The 20,172-nt window shown below is 71.2% G+C and carries 22 protein-coding genes; 16 read left to right on the top strand and 6 right to left on the bottom strand.

Annotated elements, in window-relative coordinates; translation table 11 throughout:
* Positions 1–18 precede the first annotated feature (18 nt).
* The 6 genes from CWN80_RS03170 (at position 19) to fahA (ending at position 5,528) form a co-directional block, all read left to right on the top strand.
* Positions 19–456 carry an SRPBCC family protein gene (locus tag CWN80_RS03170; RefSeq protein ID WP_007925230.1) on the top strand — a complete coding sequence of 146 codons (438 nt, stop codon included), beginning with the start codon at positions 19–21 and terminating at the stop codon, positions 454–456.
* A 22-nt stretch (positions 457–478) separates the two neighbouring features.
* Positions 479–1,420: a MerR family transcriptional regulator gene (locus CWN80_RS03165; protein ID WP_007925231.1), complete on the top strand. Its 942-nt coding sequence runs from the start codon at positions 479–481 to the stop codon at positions 1,418–1,420.
* Positions 1,421–1,460: 40 nt separating this feature from the next.
* Positions 1,461–2,132 carry an IclR family transcriptional regulator gene (locus CWN80_RS03160; RefSeq protein ID WP_007925232.1) on the top strand — a complete coding sequence of 224 codons (672 nt, stop codon included), beginning with the start codon at positions 1,461–1,463 and terminating at the stop codon, positions 2,130–2,132.
* A gap of 102 nt (positions 2,133–2,234) precedes the next feature.
* On the top strand, positions 2,235–3,446 hold the full coding sequence (locus tag CWN80_RS03155) for a homogentisate 1,2-dioxygenase (RefSeq protein WP_007925233.1): 1,212 nt from the start codon (positions 2,235–2,237) through the stop codon (positions 3,444–3,446).
* Positions 3,443–4,279 carry a hypothetical protein gene (locus CWN80_RS03150; protein ID WP_128276868.1) on the top strand — a complete coding sequence of 279 codons (837 nt, stop codon included), beginning with the start codon at positions 3,443–3,445 and terminating at the stop codon, positions 4,277–4,279. The genes CWN80_RS03155 and CWN80_RS03150 overlap by 4 nt, the downstream gene beginning before the upstream one ends.
* 16 nt (positions 4,280–4,295) lie before the next feature.
* A complete protein-coding gene (gene fahA / locus CWN80_RS03145; RefSeq protein WP_128276867.1) occupies positions 4,296–5,528 on the top strand; it encodes a fumarylacetoacetase in 1,233 nt (410 codons plus the stop codon).
* A gap of 38 nt (positions 5,529–5,566) precedes the next feature.
* Here the strand turns inward: fahA and CWN80_RS03140 are convergent, their stop codons facing one another.
* Both CWN80_RS03140 and CWN80_RS03135 read right to left on the bottom strand, forming a co-directional pair.
* Positions 5,567–6,202, bottom strand: a complete 636-nt coding sequence (locus CWN80_RS03140; RefSeq protein WP_128276866.1) for a hypothetical protein — start codon at positions 6,200–6,202, stop codon at positions 5,567–5,569.
* 290 nt (positions 6,203–6,492) lie between these two features.
* Positions 6,493–7,128 carry a DUF6318 family protein gene (locus CWN80_RS03135; RefSeq protein ID WP_128276865.1) on the bottom strand — a complete coding sequence of 212 codons (636 nt, stop codon included), beginning with the start codon at positions 7,126–7,128 and terminating at the stop codon, positions 6,493–6,495.
* Between the two features lie 151 nt (positions 7,129–7,279).
* Here CWN80_RS03135 and CWN80_RS03130 point away from each other — a divergent pair, with 151 nt between their 5' ends.
* The 3 genes from CWN80_RS03130 (at position 7,280) to CWN80_RS03120 (ending at position 10,720) form a co-directional block, all read left to right on the top strand.
* Positions 7,280–8,626: an MFS transporter gene (locus tag CWN80_RS03130; protein WP_007925245.1), complete on the top strand. Its 1,347-nt coding sequence runs from the start codon at positions 7,280–7,282 to the stop codon at positions 8,624–8,626.
* Between the two features lie 91 nt (positions 8,627–8,717).
* Positions 8,718–9,503, top strand: a complete 786-nt coding sequence (gene kynA, locus CWN80_RS03125) for a tryptophan 2,3-dioxygenase (RefSeq protein ID WP_007925246.1) — start codon at positions 8,718–8,720, stop codon at positions 9,501–9,503.
* Positions 9,500–10,720 (top strand): kynureninase, encoded by a 1,221-nt coding sequence (locus CWN80_RS03120; protein ID WP_007925247.1) that lies wholly within the window; start codon positions 9,500–9,502, stop codon positions 10,718–10,720. The genes kynA and CWN80_RS03120 overlap by 4 nt, the downstream gene beginning before the upstream one ends.
* A gap of 3 nt (positions 10,721–10,723) precedes the next feature.
* Here CWN80_RS03120 and CWN80_RS03115 read toward each other — a convergent pair whose 3' ends face one another.
* Positions 10,724–11,446, bottom strand: coding sequence for an alpha/beta hydrolase (locus CWN80_RS03115; RefSeq protein ID WP_007925248.1), 723 nt, complete (start codon positions 11,444–11,446; stop codon positions 10,724–10,726).
* A gap of 91 nt (positions 11,447–11,537) precedes the next feature.
* Between CWN80_RS03115 and CWN80_RS03110 the strand changes: the two genes are divergently transcribed.
* Positions 11,538–11,918, top strand: a complete 381-nt coding sequence (locus CWN80_RS03110) for a hypothetical protein (protein ID WP_007925249.1) — start codon at positions 11,538–11,540, stop codon at positions 11,916–11,918.
* Positions 11,919–12,049: 131 nt separating this feature from the next.
* Positions 12,050–13,492, top strand: a complete 1,443-nt coding sequence (locus tag CWN80_RS03105; RefSeq protein WP_007925250.1) for an HNH endonuclease signature motif containing protein — start codon at positions 12,050–12,052, stop codon at positions 13,490–13,492.
* A gap of 6 nt (positions 13,493–13,498) precedes the next feature.
* Here the strand turns inward: CWN80_RS03105 and CWN80_RS03100 are convergent, their stop codons facing one another.
* The 3 genes from CWN80_RS03100 to CWN80_RS03090 form a co-directional block, all read right to left on the bottom strand.
* Positions 13,499–14,326 carry an MOSC domain-containing protein gene (locus CWN80_RS03100; protein ID WP_007925251.1) on the bottom strand — a complete coding sequence of 276 codons (828 nt, stop codon included), beginning with the start codon at positions 14,324–14,326 and terminating at the stop codon, positions 13,499–13,501.
* A 39-nt stretch (positions 14,327–14,365) separates the two neighbouring features.
* Complete coding sequence (locus CWN80_RS03095) at positions 14,366–14,815, bottom strand: hypothetical protein (protein WP_007925252.1); 450 nt, start codon at positions 14,813–14,815, stop codon at positions 14,366–14,368.
* Between the two features lie 98 nt (positions 14,816–14,913).
* Positions 14,914–15,294, bottom strand: a complete 381-nt coding sequence (locus CWN80_RS03090; protein ID WP_128276862.1) for a hypothetical protein — start codon at positions 15,292–15,294, stop codon at positions 14,914–14,916.
* A gap of 162 nt (positions 15,295–15,456) precedes the next feature.
* On the opposite strand from CWN80_RS03090, the gene CWN80_RS03085 reads away from it, so the two are divergent.
* The 5 genes from CWN80_RS03085 (at position 15,457) to CWN80_RS03065 (ending at position 20,163) form a co-directional block, all read left to right on the top strand.
* Positions 15,457–16,455, top strand: a complete 999-nt coding sequence (locus tag CWN80_RS03085) for an ABC transporter ATP-binding protein (protein WP_007925254.1) — start codon at positions 15,457–15,459, stop codon at positions 16,453–16,455.
* The gene (locus CWN80_RS03080; protein WP_007925255.1) at positions 16,452–17,210 is read left to right on the top strand and encodes an ABC transporter permease; all 759 of its coding nucleotides are present in this window, start codon (positions 16,452–16,454) and stop codon (positions 17,208–17,210) included. The genes CWN80_RS03085 and CWN80_RS03080 overlap by 4 nt, the downstream gene beginning before the upstream one ends.
* Entirely contained in the window at positions 17,207–18,352 is a 1,146-nt protein-coding gene (locus tag CWN80_RS03075; protein WP_128276861.1) for a sensor histidine kinase, read from the top strand. The genes CWN80_RS03080 and CWN80_RS03075 overlap by 4 nt, the downstream gene beginning before the upstream one ends.
* Positions 18,349–18,954 carry a response regulator gene (locus tag CWN80_RS03070; protein WP_007925256.1) on the top strand — a complete coding sequence of 202 codons (606 nt, stop codon included), beginning with the start codon at positions 18,349–18,351 and terminating at the stop codon, positions 18,952–18,954. Before CWN80_RS03075 ends, CWN80_RS03070 begins: the two co-directional genes overlap by 4 nt.
* Before the next feature lie 114 nt (positions 18,955–19,068).
* Positions 19,069–20,163, top strand: coding sequence for a DUF4185 domain-containing protein (locus CWN80_RS03065; RefSeq protein WP_007925258.1), 1,095 nt, complete (start codon positions 19,069–19,071; stop codon positions 20,161–20,163).
* Positions 20,164–20,172 lie beyond the last annotated feature (9 nt).

Below are 20,172 nucleotides of genomic sequence, written 5' to 3'. Positions count from 1 at the left end.
GTCCAAGGATGGTTCGCCGTGAAGATCACCCGCACGATCACTGCCCCCGACACTCCCCCGAGTGCCGTCTTCGCCTACCTCAGCGACTTCACCACGAGCGAGGAGTGGGATCCCGGCACGCTCGAGACGACCCTCGTGGAGGGCGACGGAGGCGTCGGCAGCCGCTACCGCAACCGGTCGGTCTTCCGCGGACGCGAGACAGAGCTGACCTACGTCACCGTCGACCTGCAGCCGGACCGGCTCGTCGTCATGCGCGGGGAGAACTCGAGCGTCGTCGTGCACGACCGGATGTCGATCCGGCCGGGTGTCGGCGGGAGGGGTAGCGCGCTCGTCTACGAGGCCGACTTCCGCTTCAAGGGACTCGCCCGGCTGGCCACGCCGCTGCTCCGGCGCCCGCTGACCCGCTTGGGTGACGACGCCGAGCAGGCCCTCGCCCGGGTGCTGCCGCGGCTGTGAAGGAGCCAGAGGACCGCTGTCGATGTACACGATCAAACGCGCCGCCGAGCTGACCGGCGTCTCCGCCGCCACGCTGCGGGCCTGGGAGCGCCGCTACGACGTGGTCGAGCCGCAGCGCACCGACGCCGGTTACCGCCTCTACGACGACGAGGCCCTGGCGCGGCTGCGCACGATGGCCGAGCTCGTCGCCGACGGCTGGACGGCGAGCCATGCTGCGGCAGAGGCGGGCCGACGCCACAGCGGTATAGGGTCAGCACCAGGTCGGCCTGACCCGACACCCCCACCGGCCGCCGCGACCACACCGGCGGGTGAGGCCCACTTCGAGGCTCCTCCGTCGCACCTCAGCACACCGCCTTCGTCCGGCGCCGACGCGACCCGACGACTCATCGACGCGGCCGCCGCGATGGACCCGGCCGGGGTCGCCGCGGTCCTCGACGAGCGCTTCGCGACCGGCTCCTTCGAGGCGGTCGTCGACGACTGGCTGATGCCCGCGCTCGTCGAGCTCGGGGAGGCGTGGGCCGACAGCCGGGTCACGGTCGCCGGGGAGCACCTCGTCGCGCACGCGGTACTGCGGCGGCTCGCTGCCGCCTTCGACGCCGCCGCCAGCAGGGTCGGCGGGCCACGGGTGATTGTCGGCCTGCCCGCCGGGGCGTACCACGAGCTGGGCGTCTTCGCCTTCGCCGTGGCCCTGCGTCGGCTGGGCGTCGACGTCGTCTATCTGGGAGCCGACCTGCCGACCGACGCTTGGACCGCGGCTGTGACGGCCCACACCGCGCGGTGCGTGGTCATCGGCGTGCCGCGGCGCCCGGACGCTCGCACGGCCAGCACGCTCGCCAAGGCCCTGGCCGACCATCACGGGGTGACCGTCTGCGTGGGCGGCAGCCATCAGGACGACGTCGAGGGGGCCACCCGGCTCGGTCACGCGGTGGGGCCCGCCGCGGCGCAGGTGGCCGGTCTGCTCTGAGGGCGCGCGTCGGCAGCCGCTGCGTACACTGCCCGACATCATGAGCACCCTGCAGACGCTCGACCGCGGCCTCGAGGCGATGGACGTCGTCGCCCGGCGCACGGACGGCATCTCCCCGGCCGTGCTCGCCGACGAGCTCGGGGTGCACCGCGCCGGCGCCTACCGCATCCTCGCGACCCTCGAGCAGCGTCACCTCGTGACGAAGGGGGCCGACGGCCGCTACCGCCTCGGCAGCGGCGCCCTCGCCTACGCGGGCCGGTTCATGAGTCAGTACCGACTCGCGGCCCAGCCGATCGTGCAGGAGCTCGCCGACCAGAGCGGGTGCACCGCCTTCGTCTCCATCGCCGACGGCGACGAGTCGGTCGCCATCGCCGTGGCCGAGCCGAGCGTCCGCGGGGCCATCGGCATCAGCTACCAGATCGGGACCCGCCACCCCTTGAGCTCGGGTGCGGACGGCATCGCGATCCTGGCCCAGCGACCGCCGCAACCCGACGACCCCGAGGCCGTGCAGACCGCTCGCGCCGACGGGCACGCCCTGTCGGACGGACAGATCCAGCCCGGCGCGCTCGGCCTGGCCATCGGCACCGGCAGCATCGCCGACGACGTGGAGGGCGCCATCGGCGTCATCCGCCTGGGCCGTCCCGGCGACCTCGACGTGGCGACCCTGCTCCCCTTCGTCCAGCACGCCCGCGAGGCCGTCACCCACCTCTGAGGCCCCGATCGGGCCATGGTCACGCGGTACCTACGCGCGCTAGGATGTGCGCTGAGCGCACACTCTGATCCGCTCTCCGCACAACGACGTGAAGGACAGCCCATGGCCCACTACCGCCAGGTCGGACCCGTGCCGGGCAAGCGGCACACCCTCTTCAAGGACGACGACGGGCGCATCTTCTCCGAGGAGCTCATGGGCGAAGAGGGCTTCAGCTCCGACAGCTCGCTGCTCTACCACCGGCACATCCCGTCGAGCATCGTCGGGGCGCGACCGTGGGAGCTGCCCGACCAGACGCTCACGCCCAACGAGCCGTTGCTCCCCCGGCACCTCAGGCTCCACGACCTCTTCACCGACGAGCAGGCTGCCGGGACGGACGCGGTGACCGGTCGTCGGCTCGTCCTCGGCAACGGTGACGTGCGCATCTCCTACGCCCACGTCGGGCTCACGTCCCCGCTGTACAAGAACGCCATCGGTGACGAGTGCGTCTACGTCGAGCGCGGATCTGCGCTGCTCGAGACGCAGTTCGGCGCGCTCGAGGTCGCCGAGGGCGACTACGCGATCATCCCCCGCGCGACGATCCACCGGTGGGTGCTGCGCGAGGGCGAGGCCGCGCGTCTCTACGCGATCGAGGCGAGCAGCCACATCGCCCCGCCGAAGCGCTACCTCTCCCGCTACGGCCAGCTGCTCGAGCACGCGCCCTACTGCGAGCGCGACCTGCGCGGGCCGACACAGCCACTGCTCGTCGACGAGCAGGACGTCGACGTGCACATCAAGCACCGCGGGCGGGGCCCGAGCGGCATCACCGGCACGATCCACACGGTGACCGAGCACCCCTTCGACGTCGTGGGCTGGGACGGCTGCCTCTACCCCTACGTCTTCAACATCCGCGACTACATGCCGATCACGGGCAAGGTGCACCAGCCGCCGCCGGTCCACCAGGTCTTCGAGGGCCACAACTTCGTCGTCTGCAACTTCGTGCCGCGCAAGGTCGACTACCACGAGCTCGCCGTGCCGGTGCCGTACTACCACTCCAACGTCGACAGCGACGAGATCATGTTCTACGTCGACGGCGACTACGAGGCGCGCAAGGGCTCGGGCATCGGCAAGGGGTCGGTCTCGGTGCACCCCGGCGGCCACGCGCACGGCCCGCAACCGGGTGCCGTCGAGGCCTCGCTCGGCGTGGAGTACTTCGACGAGACGGCCGTCATGGTCGACACCTTCCGTCCGCTCGACCTCGGCGAAGGGGGCCTGGCCGTCGACGACGGGATCTACGCGCGGTCGTGGACCGGCGGGCGATGGGTGGGCGACGCATGAGCACCGTGCCCGAGCAGTTCGTCGCGTTCTTCGACGACGCCGCGACCTTCCCGCCCGGGCTGGCGCCCGTGTCGCAGGCCGTGACCGATCACGTCGCGCGCCGCTCGACGCTGCTCGACGACGCCGTCGGCCCGGCCGTGCTGTCGCTGGCGGACCTGCCGCAGGCCCAGCGGGTCGCCGCCAGCTGCGACCTCTCCGGTGGTCCGGTCGAGGTCTCCGTGGTCACGCCGGCGGGGCGGCTCGGCGAGGCCCTCAGGATGGCGAAGGGGGTGGCACCCGAGCTGCGGGTCGTGGCCGTGGAGCTCAAGACGGCCCCCGACGACCGGTCGGTGTGGGAGGCCCAGATCCGCGAGGCCGCGGCGGTGACCGCCCTGCCGGTCTACGTGGAGCTGACGACAGCCCAGGTCACGCAGGGCGCCCTCGACCTGCTGGCGGGGACCCCCCTTCGGCTGAAGTACCGGACGGGTGGCATCGAGGCGCACCTCTTCCCCACCCCGCAGGAGCTCGGCGACGTCCTCGTCGCTGCGGTGGCCGCCGGGCTGCCCTTCAAGCTCACGGCCGGGCTGCACGAAGCGGTGCGCCACACCAACGCCGAGACGGGCTTCACCCACCACGGCTTCCTCAACATCGCGCTCGCCACGCAGGCTGCGCGCGCCGGCGAGGGCCGGGAGGTCATCGCCGGCTGGCTCGCCGAGACCGACCCGGCGCGGCTCGGCGCGGCCGCGGCCGCCTCGGACGGGGCGTGGCGCGCCTCCTTCACCAGCTTCGGCACCTGCAGCGTCGGCGAACCTGCCGACAGCCTGCACCGACGTGATCTCTTCCCCGCGACCTGACGAGAGGCACGACTCCATGACGACTGCGGCACAACGACTGTCGACCGAGGGCTTCGGGCCCGACAACCTGCCCTACGGCTCCTTCTCCCCCGCCGGTGGTGACCCGCGACTGGGCGTGCGCCTCGGCGACGCGGCGATCTCGCTGCGCGACCTCGTGCCGGCCGTGGCCACTGCCGGCGGTCCCGCACTGCCCGTCGAGGTGGGTGACGCGGCGTCCGGGAGCAATCTCGACGCCCTGCTCGCGGCCGGTCACACCGTGTGGCAGCCACTGCGGACGTGGCTGCAGGAGGTCGTGACGACCGACGGACTCGACGGCGTCGTCGCGGCTGCGGCGACGCCCGTCGCCGAGGTGACGATGCACATGCCTTTCACCGTCGCCGACTACGTCGACTACTACGCATCGGAGCAGCACGCGACCAATATCGGGCGCATGTTTCGTCCGGACCAGGCGCCGCTGCTGCCCAACTGGAAGCACCTGCCCGTCGGCTACCACGGCCGCGCCGGGACCGTCGTGCCGTCGGGGACCGACGTGCCGCGGCCCAAGGGGCTGCGGCCGGAGGAGGGCGGGACCCCGAGCTTCGGCCCGTCGCGCCGCCTCGACATCGAGGCCGAGATGGGCTTCGTCGTGGGTGGGTCAGCTCCCGAGGGTGAGGTCTCGGTGGCGCAGGCCGCTGCGGAGCACCTCTTCGGTGCGGTGCTCTTCAACGACTGGTCGGCCCGCGACATCCAAGCCTTCGAGTACGTGCCGCTCGGGCCCTACCTCGGCAAGTCCTTCGCCTCGTCGATCTCGCTGTGGGTCGTGCCGTGGGAGGCGTTGGCCGCTGCGCGGGTGGCGCCGCCCGAGCGAGAGCACGCCCTCGCCGACTACCTCGACGAAGGGGGCGAGTCTTGGGCCCTCGACATCACGCTGGAGGTCGAGCTCGACGGCGAAGTCGTCTCGCACCCGCCCTACCGGACGATGTACTGGACCGCGCCGCAGATGGTCGCGCACATGAGCGTGGGCGGCGCCTCCCTGCGGCCCGGTGACTTCTTCGGCTCCGGCACGGTCTCAGGCGAAGGGAGGGACCAGCGCGGCTCCTTCATGGAGCTGTCGTGGGGTGGCAAGGAGCCGCTCGTGCTCGCCGACGGGCGCGAGCAGCGCTTCCTCGAGGACGGTCAGACGGTCGTGCTGCGGGGGCGCGCGCCGGGCGCTGACGGGTCGGTCATCGACTTCGGTGAGTGCGTGGGGACGATCCTGCCGGCTAGGTGAGCGTCGCTCCCTTCGATGGTGCGGGATCAGCGTCGGCTTCAGCTGACGAGACGGGTCCGGGTCCCGACGACCTCCAACTCGGTGACGGGTTCGTCCTGGAGGTCCGCGACCGCGCCCAGGTCCTGCCAGGCGCCGCCGTTGACGCGGTACTGCCCGACGAGGCGGGCGTCCACCTTGACCTCGCGCGTCCCGGTGCTGTCGTAGGTGTGCTTGATGTCGCCGTCGGGGTACCGCCCGCCCGCGCTGCTCGTCCACGAGGACGTGCTGCCGTCGCCGTAGTCGTAGCGGTAGTCCTTGGACGCGATCTTGAACTCGATCGACCACGAGAGGAGCTTGACCGGCTTGCTCACGTCGCCGGGTTTGAGGCCGCCCGCGCTCGGCCAGGTGGCGCGGTAGTAGGTCGGCAGCCCGACGAGGGTCTTGTTGCCGACGGGCTGCATCGAGGTCTTCGGCTTGGCGAAGGGCAGCTCGAGGAAGGCCTCACGGATCTGCGTGATCGTCGGCGTGGGCGGAGGGGGTGGAGTGCGCGGGATGGTCGGGTCGTTGATGTCGGGTGGAGGGGGTGTCCCCGGCAGGCAGGTCTGCTGAGGACCGAACCACTCGTCGGTACCGACCGGCCGCTGCCACACCAGACGCGGTGTGCCGCCACCTCGCATCCGGCAGTCGATGATCACGCCGCTGCACATTGGGTCGAGCCCTCCGCCAGTGCAGGTCTTCGATCTGGACTCCCATCTAACGGCCTTTGCGTCCACACCCAGCGGACTCCTGCCCCTTGACTGACCAGAGTGACGTTGCTGATGGCGTTCCTGAGAAGCGACCTGCCGCTCTACGGTGGCAAGTGTCCTGATCCGGTGGTTGTTCGTCTTGGGCATCGGCTCAGTCGGCTCGGCCCAAGCCTCGGTCGGACCCAAACCACCGCCAATCGCAAGACCGAGCACCAGCAAGAGTCGCAGTGCCCGGTACCTCATGTGAGAGCCAACAGATCGACCACAGTCCAGGTTGCACCCCGCTTGTCGAGGTACACAATGAGGTCGTAACTAACGGGGTCAACGCTCGAAACAGCCTTGCCGGACTTGTCCAGCATCTCGTAGGCCGCGTCATCTACCTCGAGGGTGACAGCCTTCTCCGACTTCCCATCGGTCTCGTCCGTCGACGTGCTGGACCTGATCGAAATCGGATTGCGATCGGCGCGTTGCCCCTTCCTCTTCTCCGCTTCGACCGTGCCGACATACTCGTCGCAAGGCAGGCAATCGGAGGACAGCTCCTTCAAATGAGTGGTGTCGGAGGCCTCCAGCGCACGTCCAGTCTCAGACCAATAGTGCTCGGCAAACGCGACCGCACCCTCATCCGTGTGCTTCTTCGCCTCCGCCGGGATCTCGGGGGCATCACCCTTCGCACTGGTCGACGACGAACTGCTCCCAGAGCTCGACGACGAGCTCGCACTCGACGCCCCCGACGAACCCGTCGAGCTCGACGGGTCCCGCGGCTCGATGGTCATCGTGTCGGAGCCATCGGGCTCGTCATCCCCGCAACCGGACAGCCCACCCACGGCCAATGCCAGGGCACTCAGCAGGACAGCAGGACGTCGGACAGCGCGCACGTGGATCCTTCCCCGGGCCCGTCACCCGGGCCCTCTCGACGATCCACACTAGAGAAAATGCCGAGGTTCGCACCTCGAGTTGTCCACAGGGCGGAGCCACCCACCATCCACCGCCAGCCCCACCGTCGGCACCTCGGTCTACATTGACGCGGTGACGACGACCCAACGCCTCCACGCACTGCTCATCACACGTGACCTCGACGCGGAGGCCGAGCTCCCCGACGACGTGCGGCGGGACGTGCCGGGCAACTCCCTTCGTCTCGTCGGAGCCAACGCGCTCCAGTCCTCGGGCGACCAAGCGGTCAGCGCCTCGACGGTCCTCCCGTGGCTCTTCCACGCCATCGGCGTGCCCGCCGCGCTCACCGGTGCACTCGTCCCCATCCGCGAGTCGGGGTCGATGCTCCCCCAGGCGCTGCTCACCCCCTTCGTCGTGCGGGTCCGCAGTCGCAAACTCGTCACCGTCGCCGGCGCACTCGTCCAGGCCGCGGCCGTCGCCGTCATGGCCGCGACCGCCGCGCTCGGCAGCGGGCTGGCCGCCGGACTCACGATCCTCGTCGCGCTCACCGTCTTTTCCCTCGGCCGGTGCCTGACGTCGATCGCCTCGAAGGACGTGCAGGCCAGGGTCGTGCCGAAGGGAGAGCGCGGCCAGATCAACGGCCTCGCCACCACCGCCTCCGGGCTCGTCGCCATCACCCTCGGGCTGGCGGTCCGCGCCCTCGGCGAAGACCTCGATGCACAGACCCTCGCCGCGATCCTCGGGGCCGGCGCCGTGCTCTGGGTGCTCGTCGCCGGTGTGTGGGCGAGCGTGCGGGAGCCGGTGACCCTTCGAGACGGCGCTGGCGCGCCTCCTCAGGGACCGGACAGCGACGGGGCAGACGACGGGCAGAACTGGTTCGCCGAGACGATCACGCTGCTGCGGGAGGACGCGACCTTCCGCAACTTCGTCACCGTCCGCAGCTTCCTGCTCGTCTCCTCGCTCAGCCCGCCCTTCATCGTCACCCTCGCCGTGCAGGCCGGCGCGCCGGCGCTCACCGGCCTCGGCGGCTTCATCATCGCGTCGGGGCTGGCCTCGCTGCTCGGCGGTCGCACCTTCGGGCGCATGGCCGACCGCTCGAGCAAGCGGCTCATGACCTTCGGCGCCGCCCTCGCCTCGCTGGTGCTCGTCACGCTCGTCCTCCTCGACACCACGCTCGACCTCGACGGCGGCAGCCTGCTCACCTACGCCGTCTTCGTCACCGCCTACTTCCTCGTGACACTGCTCCACACCGGCGTGCGTGTCGGGCGCAAGACCTATGTCGTCGACATGGCCGAGGGCGACCAGCGCACCACCTACGTCGCCGTCTCCAACTCGGCGATGGGCCTGGTGCTCCTCGTCGTCGGTGCCGTCAGCTCCGCGATCGCCGGCTGGAGCATCATCGGGACGCTGCTCTTCCTCGCCGCCCTCGGCGTGCTCGGGGTCATCTCGTCCCGACGCCTCCCCGACGTCGAGCAGGCCTGACCTGACCGCGGGCCGCAGCGCCTAGTCTGAGGCGGTGACCGGCAACACACGAGACATCGAGGCAGGCGTTCACCGCGATTTCCGTGAGGAGATGTCCTACGGGTCCTACCTGGCCCTCGACACGCTCCTCGACGCGCAGCACCCCATGAGCGAGCACCACGACGAGATGCTCTTCATCGTCCAGCACCAGACCTGCGAGCTGTGGCTCAAGCTCGTGCTCCACGAGACCCGCTCGGCCATGGAGCTGCTCGCCGCCGACGAGATGCGCATCGCCCTCAAGCGCATCGCCCGCGTCAAGCACATCCAGCGCACGCTGACCGACCAGTGGTCCGTGCTCGCGACGCTGACCCCGACGGAGTACCAGGAGTTTCGCCCCTACCTCGGCCACGCCTCGGGCTTCCAGTCCTGGCAGTACCGCGCCGTCGAGTTCGCCCTCGGCAACAAGCACGCCGGCATGCTGCCCGTCCACACCACCGACCCCGAGGCCCACGCGGTGCTCAGCGAGCTGCTTGAGGCGCCGAGCCTCTACGACGAGTTCCTCCGCTACCTGTCACGCCGCGGCTACCCGATCCCCACCAGGGTCCTCGAGCGCGACGTCACGACCGCGCACGAGCTCAACGCCGAGCTCGTCGCCGTCCTCACCGACATCTACCGCGACGCCGAGCAGCACTGGGACGTCTACGAGGCCTGCGAAGAGCTCGTCGACCTCGAGGACAACTTCCAGCTGTGGCGCTTCCGCCACCTCAAGACGGTGCAGCGCACCATCGGCATGAAGACCGGCACCGGCGGCAGCTCCGGCGTCGGATTCCTCCAGCGAGCGCTCGACCTCACCTTCTTCCCCGAGCTCTTCGCCGTGCGGACGGAGATCGGCGCATGACCACCGACCTGCGGACCCGTGCCGCCGAGCTCGACGCGAGTGACCCCCTTCGTCACACACGTGACCTCTACCTGCCGTCGGCGGGCCTCGTGGCCTACCTCGACGGCAACTCCCTCGGACGGCCGCTGCGGGCCACCGCCGAGCGGATCACCCGGCTCGTCGAGCACGACTGGGCCGACCGCCTGATCCGCTCGTGGGACGAGCAGTGGATGCAGCTGCCGCTGCGCCTCGGTGACCGCATCGGTGAGGTCTGCCTCGGCGCCGCCCCAGGCCAGACCGTCGTCGGCGACTCGACGACCGTCATGCTCTACAAGCTGCTGCGAGCGGCGGTCGCCGCCGCCGGCCCGCAGCGCCCCGAGATCGTCCTCGACACCGAAAACTTCCCCACCGACCGCTACGTCGCCGAGGGCATCGCGGCCGAGACCGGTGCCGAGCTCGTGTGGCTCGAGCCGGACCCGGCGAAGGGGGTCACCCCCGACCTCGTCGCCTCCGCCCTGACCGACCGCACCGGTGTCGTCCTGCTCTCCCACGTCGCGTACAAGTCGGCATGGATCGCCGACCTGCCCGAGATCACCCGGCTCGCGCACGAGGCTGGCGCCCTCGTGCTGTGGGACATGTGCCACTCCGTCGGCGTCGTCGCCAGCGACCTCGACGCGCACGGCGTCGACCTCGCGGTCGGGTGCACCTACAAGTTCCTCGGTGGCGGGCCGGGTGCGCCCGCCTTCGGCTACGTGGCTGCGCGCCACCAGGACCGGCTGCGGCAGCCCATCCAGGGCTGGATGGGACACGCCGCTCCCTTCGTCATGGGGCCCGGCTACGAGGCGGGCGCGGGGATGCGCGGCTTCATCTCCGGCACTCCCCCGGTGCTCGGCATGGTCGGCATCGAGGACACCGTCGACCTCATCGAGTCGGTGGGTCTGGGAGCGGTGCGGGACAAGGCTGCTGGCCTCGGTCGCTTCGTCATCGCGGCCGTCGACGAGCGACTGGCCCGGCTGGGGGTGCGGCTCGTCTCTCCCCGCGAAGACGCCACGCGAGGGGGCCACGTGACCATCGCGCACGAGGACTTCCGCGAGGTCTACCGGGCGCTGTGGGACGACGACGTCGTCCCCGACTTCCGCGAGCCCGACGGGATCCGGCTCGGGCTCTCGCCCCTCAACACGTCGTACGGCGAGGTGGCCGAGGCGCTGCTGCGGATCGAGGCGGCACTCACCCGCTGAGGGTCAGCCGGGCAACGCGGCCACGACGGCCGGCCAGTGCGGCGACGCCGGGTCGACGACGTCGAAGTGGTGGGCTCCGGTGAGCACCGTGCGTGCCCATCCGTCGCTCTGACGAAGGGGGACGCTCGCGTCCTCGTCGCCGTGAAGCACTGCGACGCGGCCCGCCGCACCAGGGTCGGCCGAGCGCAGGCGGCTCGGGTCGAGCCGGGCGTACACGTCAGGCGCCCGGTCCGGGGTGGCCCTCACCCAGTCGCGGACGGCGTCGCCACCGAGGCGATCGGTGACGGCAGTGTCGAAGTCCGCGACCGGGGCCAGCGCGAGCACACGCACCGGCGGCAGGTCGGGGTGCAGTGCGCGCCACATGACGAGGGCGCCTCCGGCGCTGTGGCCCACCCATGCGGCGACGTCGTGGCCGGTCCGCCGCAGGTGCTCGTCGAGGCGCTGCAGGTCCTCGAGCGTCGCGTCGGGATCGCCCGGCACGCGGCGGTACTCGGCGAGGACGACCCGCCACCCGAGATCTGCGAGCGCGCGCGCCATCGGTCTCGCGTGGGTCCGGTCGACGCCCGGCCGGAAGTAGCCGCCGTGCACGACGACGAGGGTGCGTGCCGCGGCCGGTCCGTATGTCTCGTGGACGTGGTCGGGCCCGGTCCCGCAGGGCGTGCTCGGGGCGTCGATACGGGCACCCGCAGCGAGCAGGCGGTCCAGCGCGTCGTCCTCGGTGGTCATGCCATCAGCCTCCCACTGTGCCGGTGTCGCCCCGGGAATGAGCACCGTTACCCAGTGACCCGGGCGAGGTGCGCCTCGTAGCGTCGCAGACATGGCCGCACTCCCCCTTCGATCCGCACCCACCGCACCCGTCCACGCCGACCGCGGGTGGATCCACGTCGTGCCGTCGGTCGCGCTCCTCGTCCTCTGCGGCATGTACCCGCTCGTCGTGCTCGTGACGACCTTCCAGGCCGACGACGCCGACATCTCGACCCGTCCGGCGGCGCCCTTCGCCGCCGCAGCAGCCGCCTTCGTCGCGGTCATCGCGGGCCTGCTCATCGGGAGCTTCGTGACGATGGTCGCCTACTCCGCGGTCCGCTTCGGTCGGACTCCCGGGGTGCGCACGGCGCAGATGATCGGGCTCGGCCTGACGACCCTCGGCTGCTGCATCGGCATGTGGCTGGCCCTCGTCGTCGTGCCGCAGATGGCCTGAGCCAGCGGTGGCTTGGGGCGCCGGAGGTCGCTGAAGAAGGAATCCCCACGGGTCTTGATCTCGAACATGTGTTCGACTAGTGTCTCCGTATGGAGCTGACAGGGGCGGTCGAAGAGGCGATGGGGCGGTCATTGAGCCTCATCGACCTGGCCGCTGCGCGGCACCCCATCGACTTCACCCCGAGCCTCGACTCGCTCCTGCGGGCAGCCCACCGCGAGGTGGACTCGATGATGGACCGCCTCACCGACAACGCTCTCGGCCCGGCCGAGCTGCGCGCCCAGATCGCCGAGGTCGAGCGGCTCAAGCGCCGCGTCGAGGCCGTGCAGCTGCGGCTGACGGCACAGGCCTCGCAGCGGCGAGCGCACGAGGGGTCCGGGCAGCTCGACACCCCCAGCTGGTTCGCCCGCACCACCCGGACCGACCGTGCGGACGCTGCGGGTCATGCGGCCCTGGCCGATGCTCTGGGTGAGCGGCCGAAGGGGGACGGCGGTGACGGTGACCCGGGCGGCGGCCCTGGCGCGGGCGGTGGGGCCGGTGGCGCGAGCGACGGAGACGGAGGGCGACGGACACCTCACCTCACCGCGACCGGCGCGGCACTCGACGAGGGCCGCATCAGCGCGGCCCACGCCAAGGTCATCATGCGGGCGCTCGACACCCTCCCCGACGCGACGACCGACGAGCAGCGGCGACAGTGCGAGCTGGCCCTGCTCAAGCTCTGCACCAACCGCTCCCCCAGCCAGGTGCGCCGGGCATCGCGACGCATCATCGAGGTCTTCGAGTCGCGGGTCGAGACCGTCGACCAGCACGAGGACGACCTCGTCGCCGACGAGGAGGAGGCTGCGCGGGACAAGGCATCCTTCTGGATCAAGGACAACTGCGACGGGACGATGACCGGGCAGTTCACCGTCCCCTGGGTCTCGGGGATGATGCTCAAGAAGGTCATCGACGCCATGACCGCGCCTCGACGCCGGTCCGAGGACGCAACTGCCGCTGACTCGGCCCCCACCGACGGCGACCGGTCGCTCGTGACGAGCCATGCCGATCGCCACCTCGACTGGGCGCACCGCCGCGGGCTGGCGCTGGCCGACCTACTGACCCGCATCCCGACCGACCACCTGCACACCAAGGTCTCGGCGACGATGCTCGTGACGACCCGCCTGAGCGACCTGCTCGGCGACCTCGGCACCCGGGCCGCCGGCACGGACGTCCATGACGTCATGAGCGCCGGGACCGCCCGCCGCCTCGCCTGCGGCGCGGGCATCCTCCCCGCTGTCCTCGACGGCGACTCCGTCCCCCTCGACCTCGGGCGACAGCGGCGCCTCTTCAGCGACAACCAGCGGATGGCGCTCGCCGGACGCTACGACGAGTGCGCTGCCGAAGGGTGCGATCGGCCCTTCGCCTGGACCGAGACCCACCACCTCAGGCCGTGGGAAGCCGGCGGCCTCACCGATCTCGACAACGCCGTCCCGCTCTGCGGGCGCCACCACCACATGATCGACAGCGGGATGTGGTCGCACTCGATCACCCGGCGAGACCAGCGGACGGTCGCCCTGTCCTTCCACCGGCGGACGTAGGAGACCTCAGTCGCCGGGGACGACCTCGTCGCCGAGAGCGATGCGCCCTTCGTCCAGGGGCACCAACCGGGTGCCGAACCACGTCTTGCCATCCCATGTCCGGTGGCGTGCCAGAGTCCGGATGGGCTCCTTGCCGGCGACGATCGTCTCGGGGTCGATCGTCGTCATGACGCAACGGTCGCAGACCTCGGCCGTGCGAAACCTGACCTCCCCGATCCGCAGCGTCCCCCACCCGTCCTCGTCGAAGGGCTCACCGCCGTCGATGACGACATTCGGCCGGAAGCGGACCATGCTCAGCGGCAAGGCCGCACCTGCGCCCGGGTCGTCCTCTGCAGCGCGAGCGTCGACCCATTCCTGCAGCTGGGCCAGCGAGGCCTCCGACGTGAGGAGCACGGGGCCCGCGTCGGCGAGGGACAGCGTGTCTCCAACCAGGCCACCGTGCGCACCGGACATCCGTCGCTGAGTCGGCTCCTCCTGCCACACGAGGCGAAGGGGGCGCCCCACCCGCTCGCTGATCCACTCGCTGACGTCCTGGTCGGCCGGCGGGGCGAACCCCTGCCGCGCATGGCTCACCGGGATCGGCGGGAGACCGAGGGGGATGTCGACGAGGATGCTCTCGCCCCCGTCGTGGATGCGGATCGTCTCGTCGTCGACCTGCTCCGCGTGCAGCCGCAGGAGGGCGTGCAGGTCGCGGGCGGTGACCTTTTCGCCGCTCGGGTCGACCAGACCCCAGCGACGATCGCCCTCGAGCCCCCACGGCTCCACGCGGGCGGAGTCGATCGCCTGGCCGCCGAGGGACTTGACGGGGTGGATCCACAGGCCGGTGACATGCATGAGGCGATCGTAGGCGAGGCCGCCCCCCGCCCGCCGTGCTCAGCGCGCGCGAGCCCGGGAGTGCTCGCGCGACAGGATCGCGAAGACCTCCTGCGGACGACGGGCCACCGTGGGCGGGACACGCACCGTGCCCCCTTCGGTCAGGTGCAGCTCGACGACCGGTCTGGACTCGACCTTCCCGCGACCGACCGAGACGATGTCCGACCACGGGGTCCACCCGCCGAGCTCACGGATCCACACCCCGCGCGTCGGGTCGACGCGCACCTCGACCGAGGGGCGGATGAGCCGCCACAGCGCCGTGGGGATGCCGACCGCACCGAAGAAGACGAGGAGCGCAATACCCAGCATCTGGACGAGCCCGTCACCGGCGAGCAGGCACAGGCCGATGACCGCGAAGCCGGCGCACACCAGGAGCACGAAGACCATGCCCACTCGGGCCGCGCGCAGCTCCAGCTCGCCGGTCGCCGACGTCAGGTCCTCGTCACTCATGGGCGACATCGTGCCGCACGACCCGGCCCGTCGGCGCGGCGGCACCCGCCGGCCGGAGGAGGGCAGGGCAGGACGGGCAGCTCGACCGGGCCATGCGGTCAAGCGCTGACAGGCACCTCGTCCGGCGAGATCTCCTCCGCCCCGGGCACGCCGTCCTCGAGGTGGTGCTGCGCCTCGAGGTGGTCGCCGGACCGCTCGAGCGCGAACCACCCGCCGAAGAAGGCGCTGAAGATGCCCGCCTCGCTGTCCTTGACGACGATCTGTGCGCAGTGCCCTGCCTGGACCCGGAAGGCGACTGCCCCCGACGTCGTCAGTCCGTCCTTGAGGAAGAGCACGTGCTTGCCCGACGGGATCTCGAAGTGGAGCGTGCCGCTCGACCCGTCGAAGACGCCCAGGTCACGCGTCCCGAGCATCACGTGCTTGCCCGCGAGGTGCTCCGGAGCGATCGTCCCGGTGCTGATCTCCACTGCTGCGCCCATCGAAGGCCTCCTCGTGTCGGTACGCCCGGTCGGGCAACCGGGGCCTGGCCCCCCATGATGCTCCGTCAGCCTGAGAGGTGTCTGCACCATGACACCTGTCATTGCGCAGTCGTGACATCGGGGCATGGCTGGGATACCCCCTTCGCCGCGAGGCTTGCCCCCATGACGACGACGCAGCAGACGACGAGCCCACCGGCCGCGACCCGCCCCGCAGCCGACGGCATCCTCCTCGAGGGCGTGACCAAGAGCTTCCGCTCCCGCGGCGAGACCGTGCGCGCCGTGGCCGGTGTCGACCTGACGGTCTCGCCCGGTGAGGTCCTCGCCGTGCTGGGGCCCAACGGGGCCGGCAAGACGACGACCCTCGACATGGTGCTCGGGCTGACCGAGCCGACGACCGGGCGGATCACCTCCTTCGGATCCTCCCCGCGCCGCGCCGTGCACGAAGGGAGGGTCTCGGCCGTGCTGCAGACCGGCGGCCTGCTGCGCGACCTCACCGCCCGCGAGACGGTGCGCTACGTCGCCTCGACCTTCGCCCGGCACGAGCCGATCGAGGAGGTCCTCGAGCGGGCTGGGCTGGCGGACAAGGCGAACCGACGGGTCTCGAAGCTGTCCGGCGGCGAGCAGCAGCGGCTGCGCTTTGCCCTGGCCCTGCTGCCCGACCCCGACCTGCTGATCCTCGACGAGCCCACGGCAGGGATGGACGTCGGTGCCCGACGGGACTTCTGGCGCACCATGCACGAGGACGCCGGGCACGGGCGCACGGTCCTCTTCGCCACGCACTACCTCGAGGAGGCCGACAACTTCGCCGACCGCATCGTGATGATGGCCGGCGGACGGGTGGTCGCCGACGGCACCACCGAGGAGATCCGGGCCCGCGTGAGCGGTCGTACGGTGAGCGCCGACGTCCGCAGGGGTGACGTCGACGCCACCGTCGATCGCTTGCGCGGGCTGTCGGGGGTCAGCTCGGTCACCACATCGGGAGCCCGCATCACGGCGGTCGGCGAGGACTCCGACGCGCTGGCTCGACTGCTGCTGACGGATCTCGGGGGCAGCAACCTCGAGGTCACGACCGCCTCGCTCGACGCGGCCTTCCTCGCGATCACGCGTGATGCCTTCGACGAGACCACCGACACCCAGGACGACACCGAGGAGACCCGATGAACCCCACGATCATCAGCCTGGAGCTCAAGCGCCTGGCGCGCGACTACGTCGGACTGTTCTTCATCGCGGTCCTGCCGGCCTTCATGTACGTCGTCTTCGGCGCGGCCCAGACCTTCGCCCAGGAGGACATCGGGCGCGGCAACGTGGCGCTGTACATCATGATCTCGATGGCGGTCTACGGCGCCGTCACCGCGACGGTCTCCGTCGGCGGCTCCTCGGCGGTCGAGCGCATGCAGGGCTGGGGACGACAGCTGGGGCTGACCCCCCTTCGCGATGCGTCGTACGTCGGGGCCAAGGCGCTCGTGGCCATGGTCGTCGCGTGCATCCCGATCGGCCTGATCTACGCCATCGGCTCCGCCACCGGCGCGGAGGGAGATGCCTGGGTCTGGTTGGCGACCGCCGGCATCACGCTCTTCGGCGCGTGCCTCTTCGCGCTCTACGGGCTGGTCTTCGGGCTCGCCTTCACGTCGGAGTCGGCGGTCGGTGCGGCGAGCGGGTCGCTGGTGATCTTCGCCTTCCTCGGCAACATCTTCATCCCGCTGTCGGGAGTCATGCTGACCATCGCGAAGTTCACCCCGCTCTACGGCATCGTCTCGCTGGCCCGGTACCCGCTGACCGAGGGGTACTCGGTCGACATGGACGGCAACCTCTCCCACGAGGCGCTCTGGGTGCCGCTCGTTAACGTGGGCGTGTGGACGTTGATCCTCGCTCTCCTGACGGTCTACCTCGTGCGCCGAGGTCGGGACCGGCAGTGACCGACACCTCCGACGCCGGCCACCTCGCGGACGACCTGTCCGCCGAGGTGGTCGACCCGTGGGCCCGCCACGGGTGGCTGCTGGCGGCCGTGTGGCTGGTCTTCCTGCTCTTCCCGGCCAACGAGGTCGCGCAGGTGACCGTCGACCGCCCGCTCCTGCGAGTGGTCGGCTGGGGCCTGCTCGTCCTCTTTGCCGCGGTCTACATCACGGCCTTCATCCACTCGCAGATGGGCGTGCACGGCTGCTGGACCCGGCTCCGGCGCTGGTGGGCCTTCGGGGGCTTCGCCGCGATGGTGGCGTGCATGGGCCTGCTGTCCCTGATCATCGGGCTCGAGGTCTTCGGGATGAGCGCCTTCCTCGCGAGCCTCGCCGCCTTCGGCTGGCCGCGGCGATGGGCGGCGCCCGGGGTGCTCGCCGTCGGGCTGGGGACGATCCTCGTCCTGCTCTTCACCAACGACCTGCGCGAGCTGTGGCCCCTCCTCTTCATCCCGATGCTCATCGGCGGGTTCGGGCTGCTCCTGCGGCGGATGATGGAGGGCGACGAGCGCAGGGAGGAGATGCAGCGGACCCTGGCGGTCGCTGCCGAGCGCGACCGGGTGGCCCGCGACGTCCACGACGTCCTCGGCCACTCGCTGACCGTCGTCTCGCTCAAGGCGGACCTGGCCGAGCGACTCGTCGACCGCGACCCCGAGCGCGCCAAGGCCGAGATCGCTGCGATCCGCTCCCTGACCCGGCAGTCCCTCGCCGAGATCCGCGCGACCGTCGCCGGTCTGCGGGTGACCCGTCTGGCGGACGAGCGCGACACCGCCGTCGAGGCCCTGCGCGACGCGGGGATCGAGGCCTCCGTCCCGGCCGACGTGGACGTCGTCGACCCGGCCCACCGCATCACGGTGGCGTGGGCCCTGCGGGAGACCACGACCAATGTCATCCGCCACAGCGGGGCCCGGCGCGCCGACATCGCGTGGGGGCCGACCTGGCTCGAGGTCGTCGACGACGGACGCGGTCTGCGAGGGCGCCGCGAGGGCAATGGACTGACCGGGCTGCGCGAGCGGCTCGCCCGCGTCGGGGGGACCCTCGACGTCACCGAAGGCATCCCGGGCCCGCACGGCCCGGGCACGAGAGTGAGAGTGGAGCTGCCGTGATCACCCTGCTGCTGGCCGACGACCAGGCCCTCGTCCGCGGAGCCATGGCTGCGCTGCTCGGGCTGGAGGAGGACCTCGAGGTCGTCGCCGAGGTCGGGTCCGGGGACGAGGTCGTCGAGGCCGCCCGACGCACCCGGCCGGACGTCGCCGTGCTCGACGTCGAGATGCCCGGGCTCGACGGGATCGCGGCCGCCGGTCTCCTGCGCGAGGAGGTCCCCGGGACCAAGGTGCTCATCGTCACGACGTTTGGTCGCCCCGGATACCTGCGCCGGGCCCTGGACGCCGGGGCGAGCGGTTTCGTCGTCAAGGACACTCCCTCGGACGAGCTGGCGGAGGCCGTGCGCACGGTCGCGCGCGGCGGCCGGGTCGTCGACCCCTCCCTCGCCACAGAGGTCGTCATCGGCGGACCCAACCCGCTGAGCGAGCGCGAGCGCGAAGTCCTTGCCGTGGCGCTCGACGGGCTGTCCGCCCCCGCCATCGCTGCCCGGGTGCACCTCTCCCCCGGCACCGTGCGCAACCACCTGTCCTCCGCGATCGGCAAGACCGGCACGAGCAACCGGGTCGAGGCGGCCCGGCGCGCCCAGGACCTCGGCTGGCTGTGATGCCTGGCGTGCTGCCGCGGGACCGCCGGCGGTCGAGGCGCGGAACCCTCGCCAGGTGGTCTGCCTGCCCAGCAGGCTGCAGTACGTTGTGAGCCGACCACCCCGAGGAGCCTGATGCGCCGAACACGCTGGACTGCGCTCGTCGCCGTGCTCGTGCTCGGTGGTGGCCTGCTGGCCGGCTGCACCGACGAGCGTGACGGGTCCTGTGAAGCCACGTCGGCGCGGTTCGCCTGGGCGACGCCCGCCCCGACGGAGGATGCGCGCTTCGACCTCACCGGCCCCGGGTGGATCGGCGGTGACTCGACGTACTCCGTGCGGCTGCCCGACGACCGGACCCTGTGGCTCTTCAGCGACTCCTTCATCGGTGAGGTGTCGTCGTCGGGCCGACCGGCGCCGGGCATGGCGATGGTCCACAACGCGCTCGTGGCGGAGAGCGAGTCCGGCCGGCTGAGCACCCGCACCTCCGCCGGTCCGGAGTCCTTCTTCCCCGACCCGAGCGACGACAGCTACTACTGGGTCCAGGATGCCGTCGTGCAGGGCGACGAGCTCGTCGTCTTCCTCTCGCTGACGCGCCAGGTGAGCGGGCAGGCCGGGGGGCAGGGCTTTGCGTGGGAGCGCAATGCGATGGCGCGCGTGTCCCTGCCCGATCTCAAGGTCACCGAGATCATCGACCCGGGCGACGCCTCGGACCACGTCGCGTGGGGCGCCGGCGTCATGTCGACCCCAACCCACACCTACGTCTACGGGGTCGAGGACCTGGAGGCCACCAAGCACCTCCATCTGGCGCGGGTCCCGGCCGGCAACCTGACGGACCGGTCCCGCTGGGAGTACCGGACGCAGGACGGGTGGAGCAGCGACGTCACCCAGAGCGCCCGCCTCACCGACGGCGTGGCCAACGAGTTGAGCGTGACGCGCTACCGCGACGGGTACCTGATGATCTCGTCGGACACCTCCGCCCCCTTCAGCCCGAAGATCCAGGCCTGGACGGCGTGTGCGCCCGAGGGTCCGTGGCAGGACCCGCAGACGATCTACGAGACCCCTGAGTCCGGCGTCGGCCAGCACTTCACGTACAACGCGCACGGGCACCCGGAGATCTCGCGAGACGGCGAGCTGCTCATCTCGTACAACGTCAACACCTTCGACTTCGGCGAGCTGCAGCGCGACCCGACCCTCTACCGGCCGAAGTTCATCACCCTCGACCTCGAGTGACGGACCGCC

The organism is Janibacter hoylei PVAS-1, from assembly GCF_004025845.1.
GTDB lineage: Bacteria > Actinomycetota > Actinomycetes > Actinomycetales > Dermatophilaceae > Janibacter > Janibacter hoylei.
Note: the sequence above shows the minus strand (reverse complement) of the source record. Positions and strands in the feature narration are given on the sequence as shown.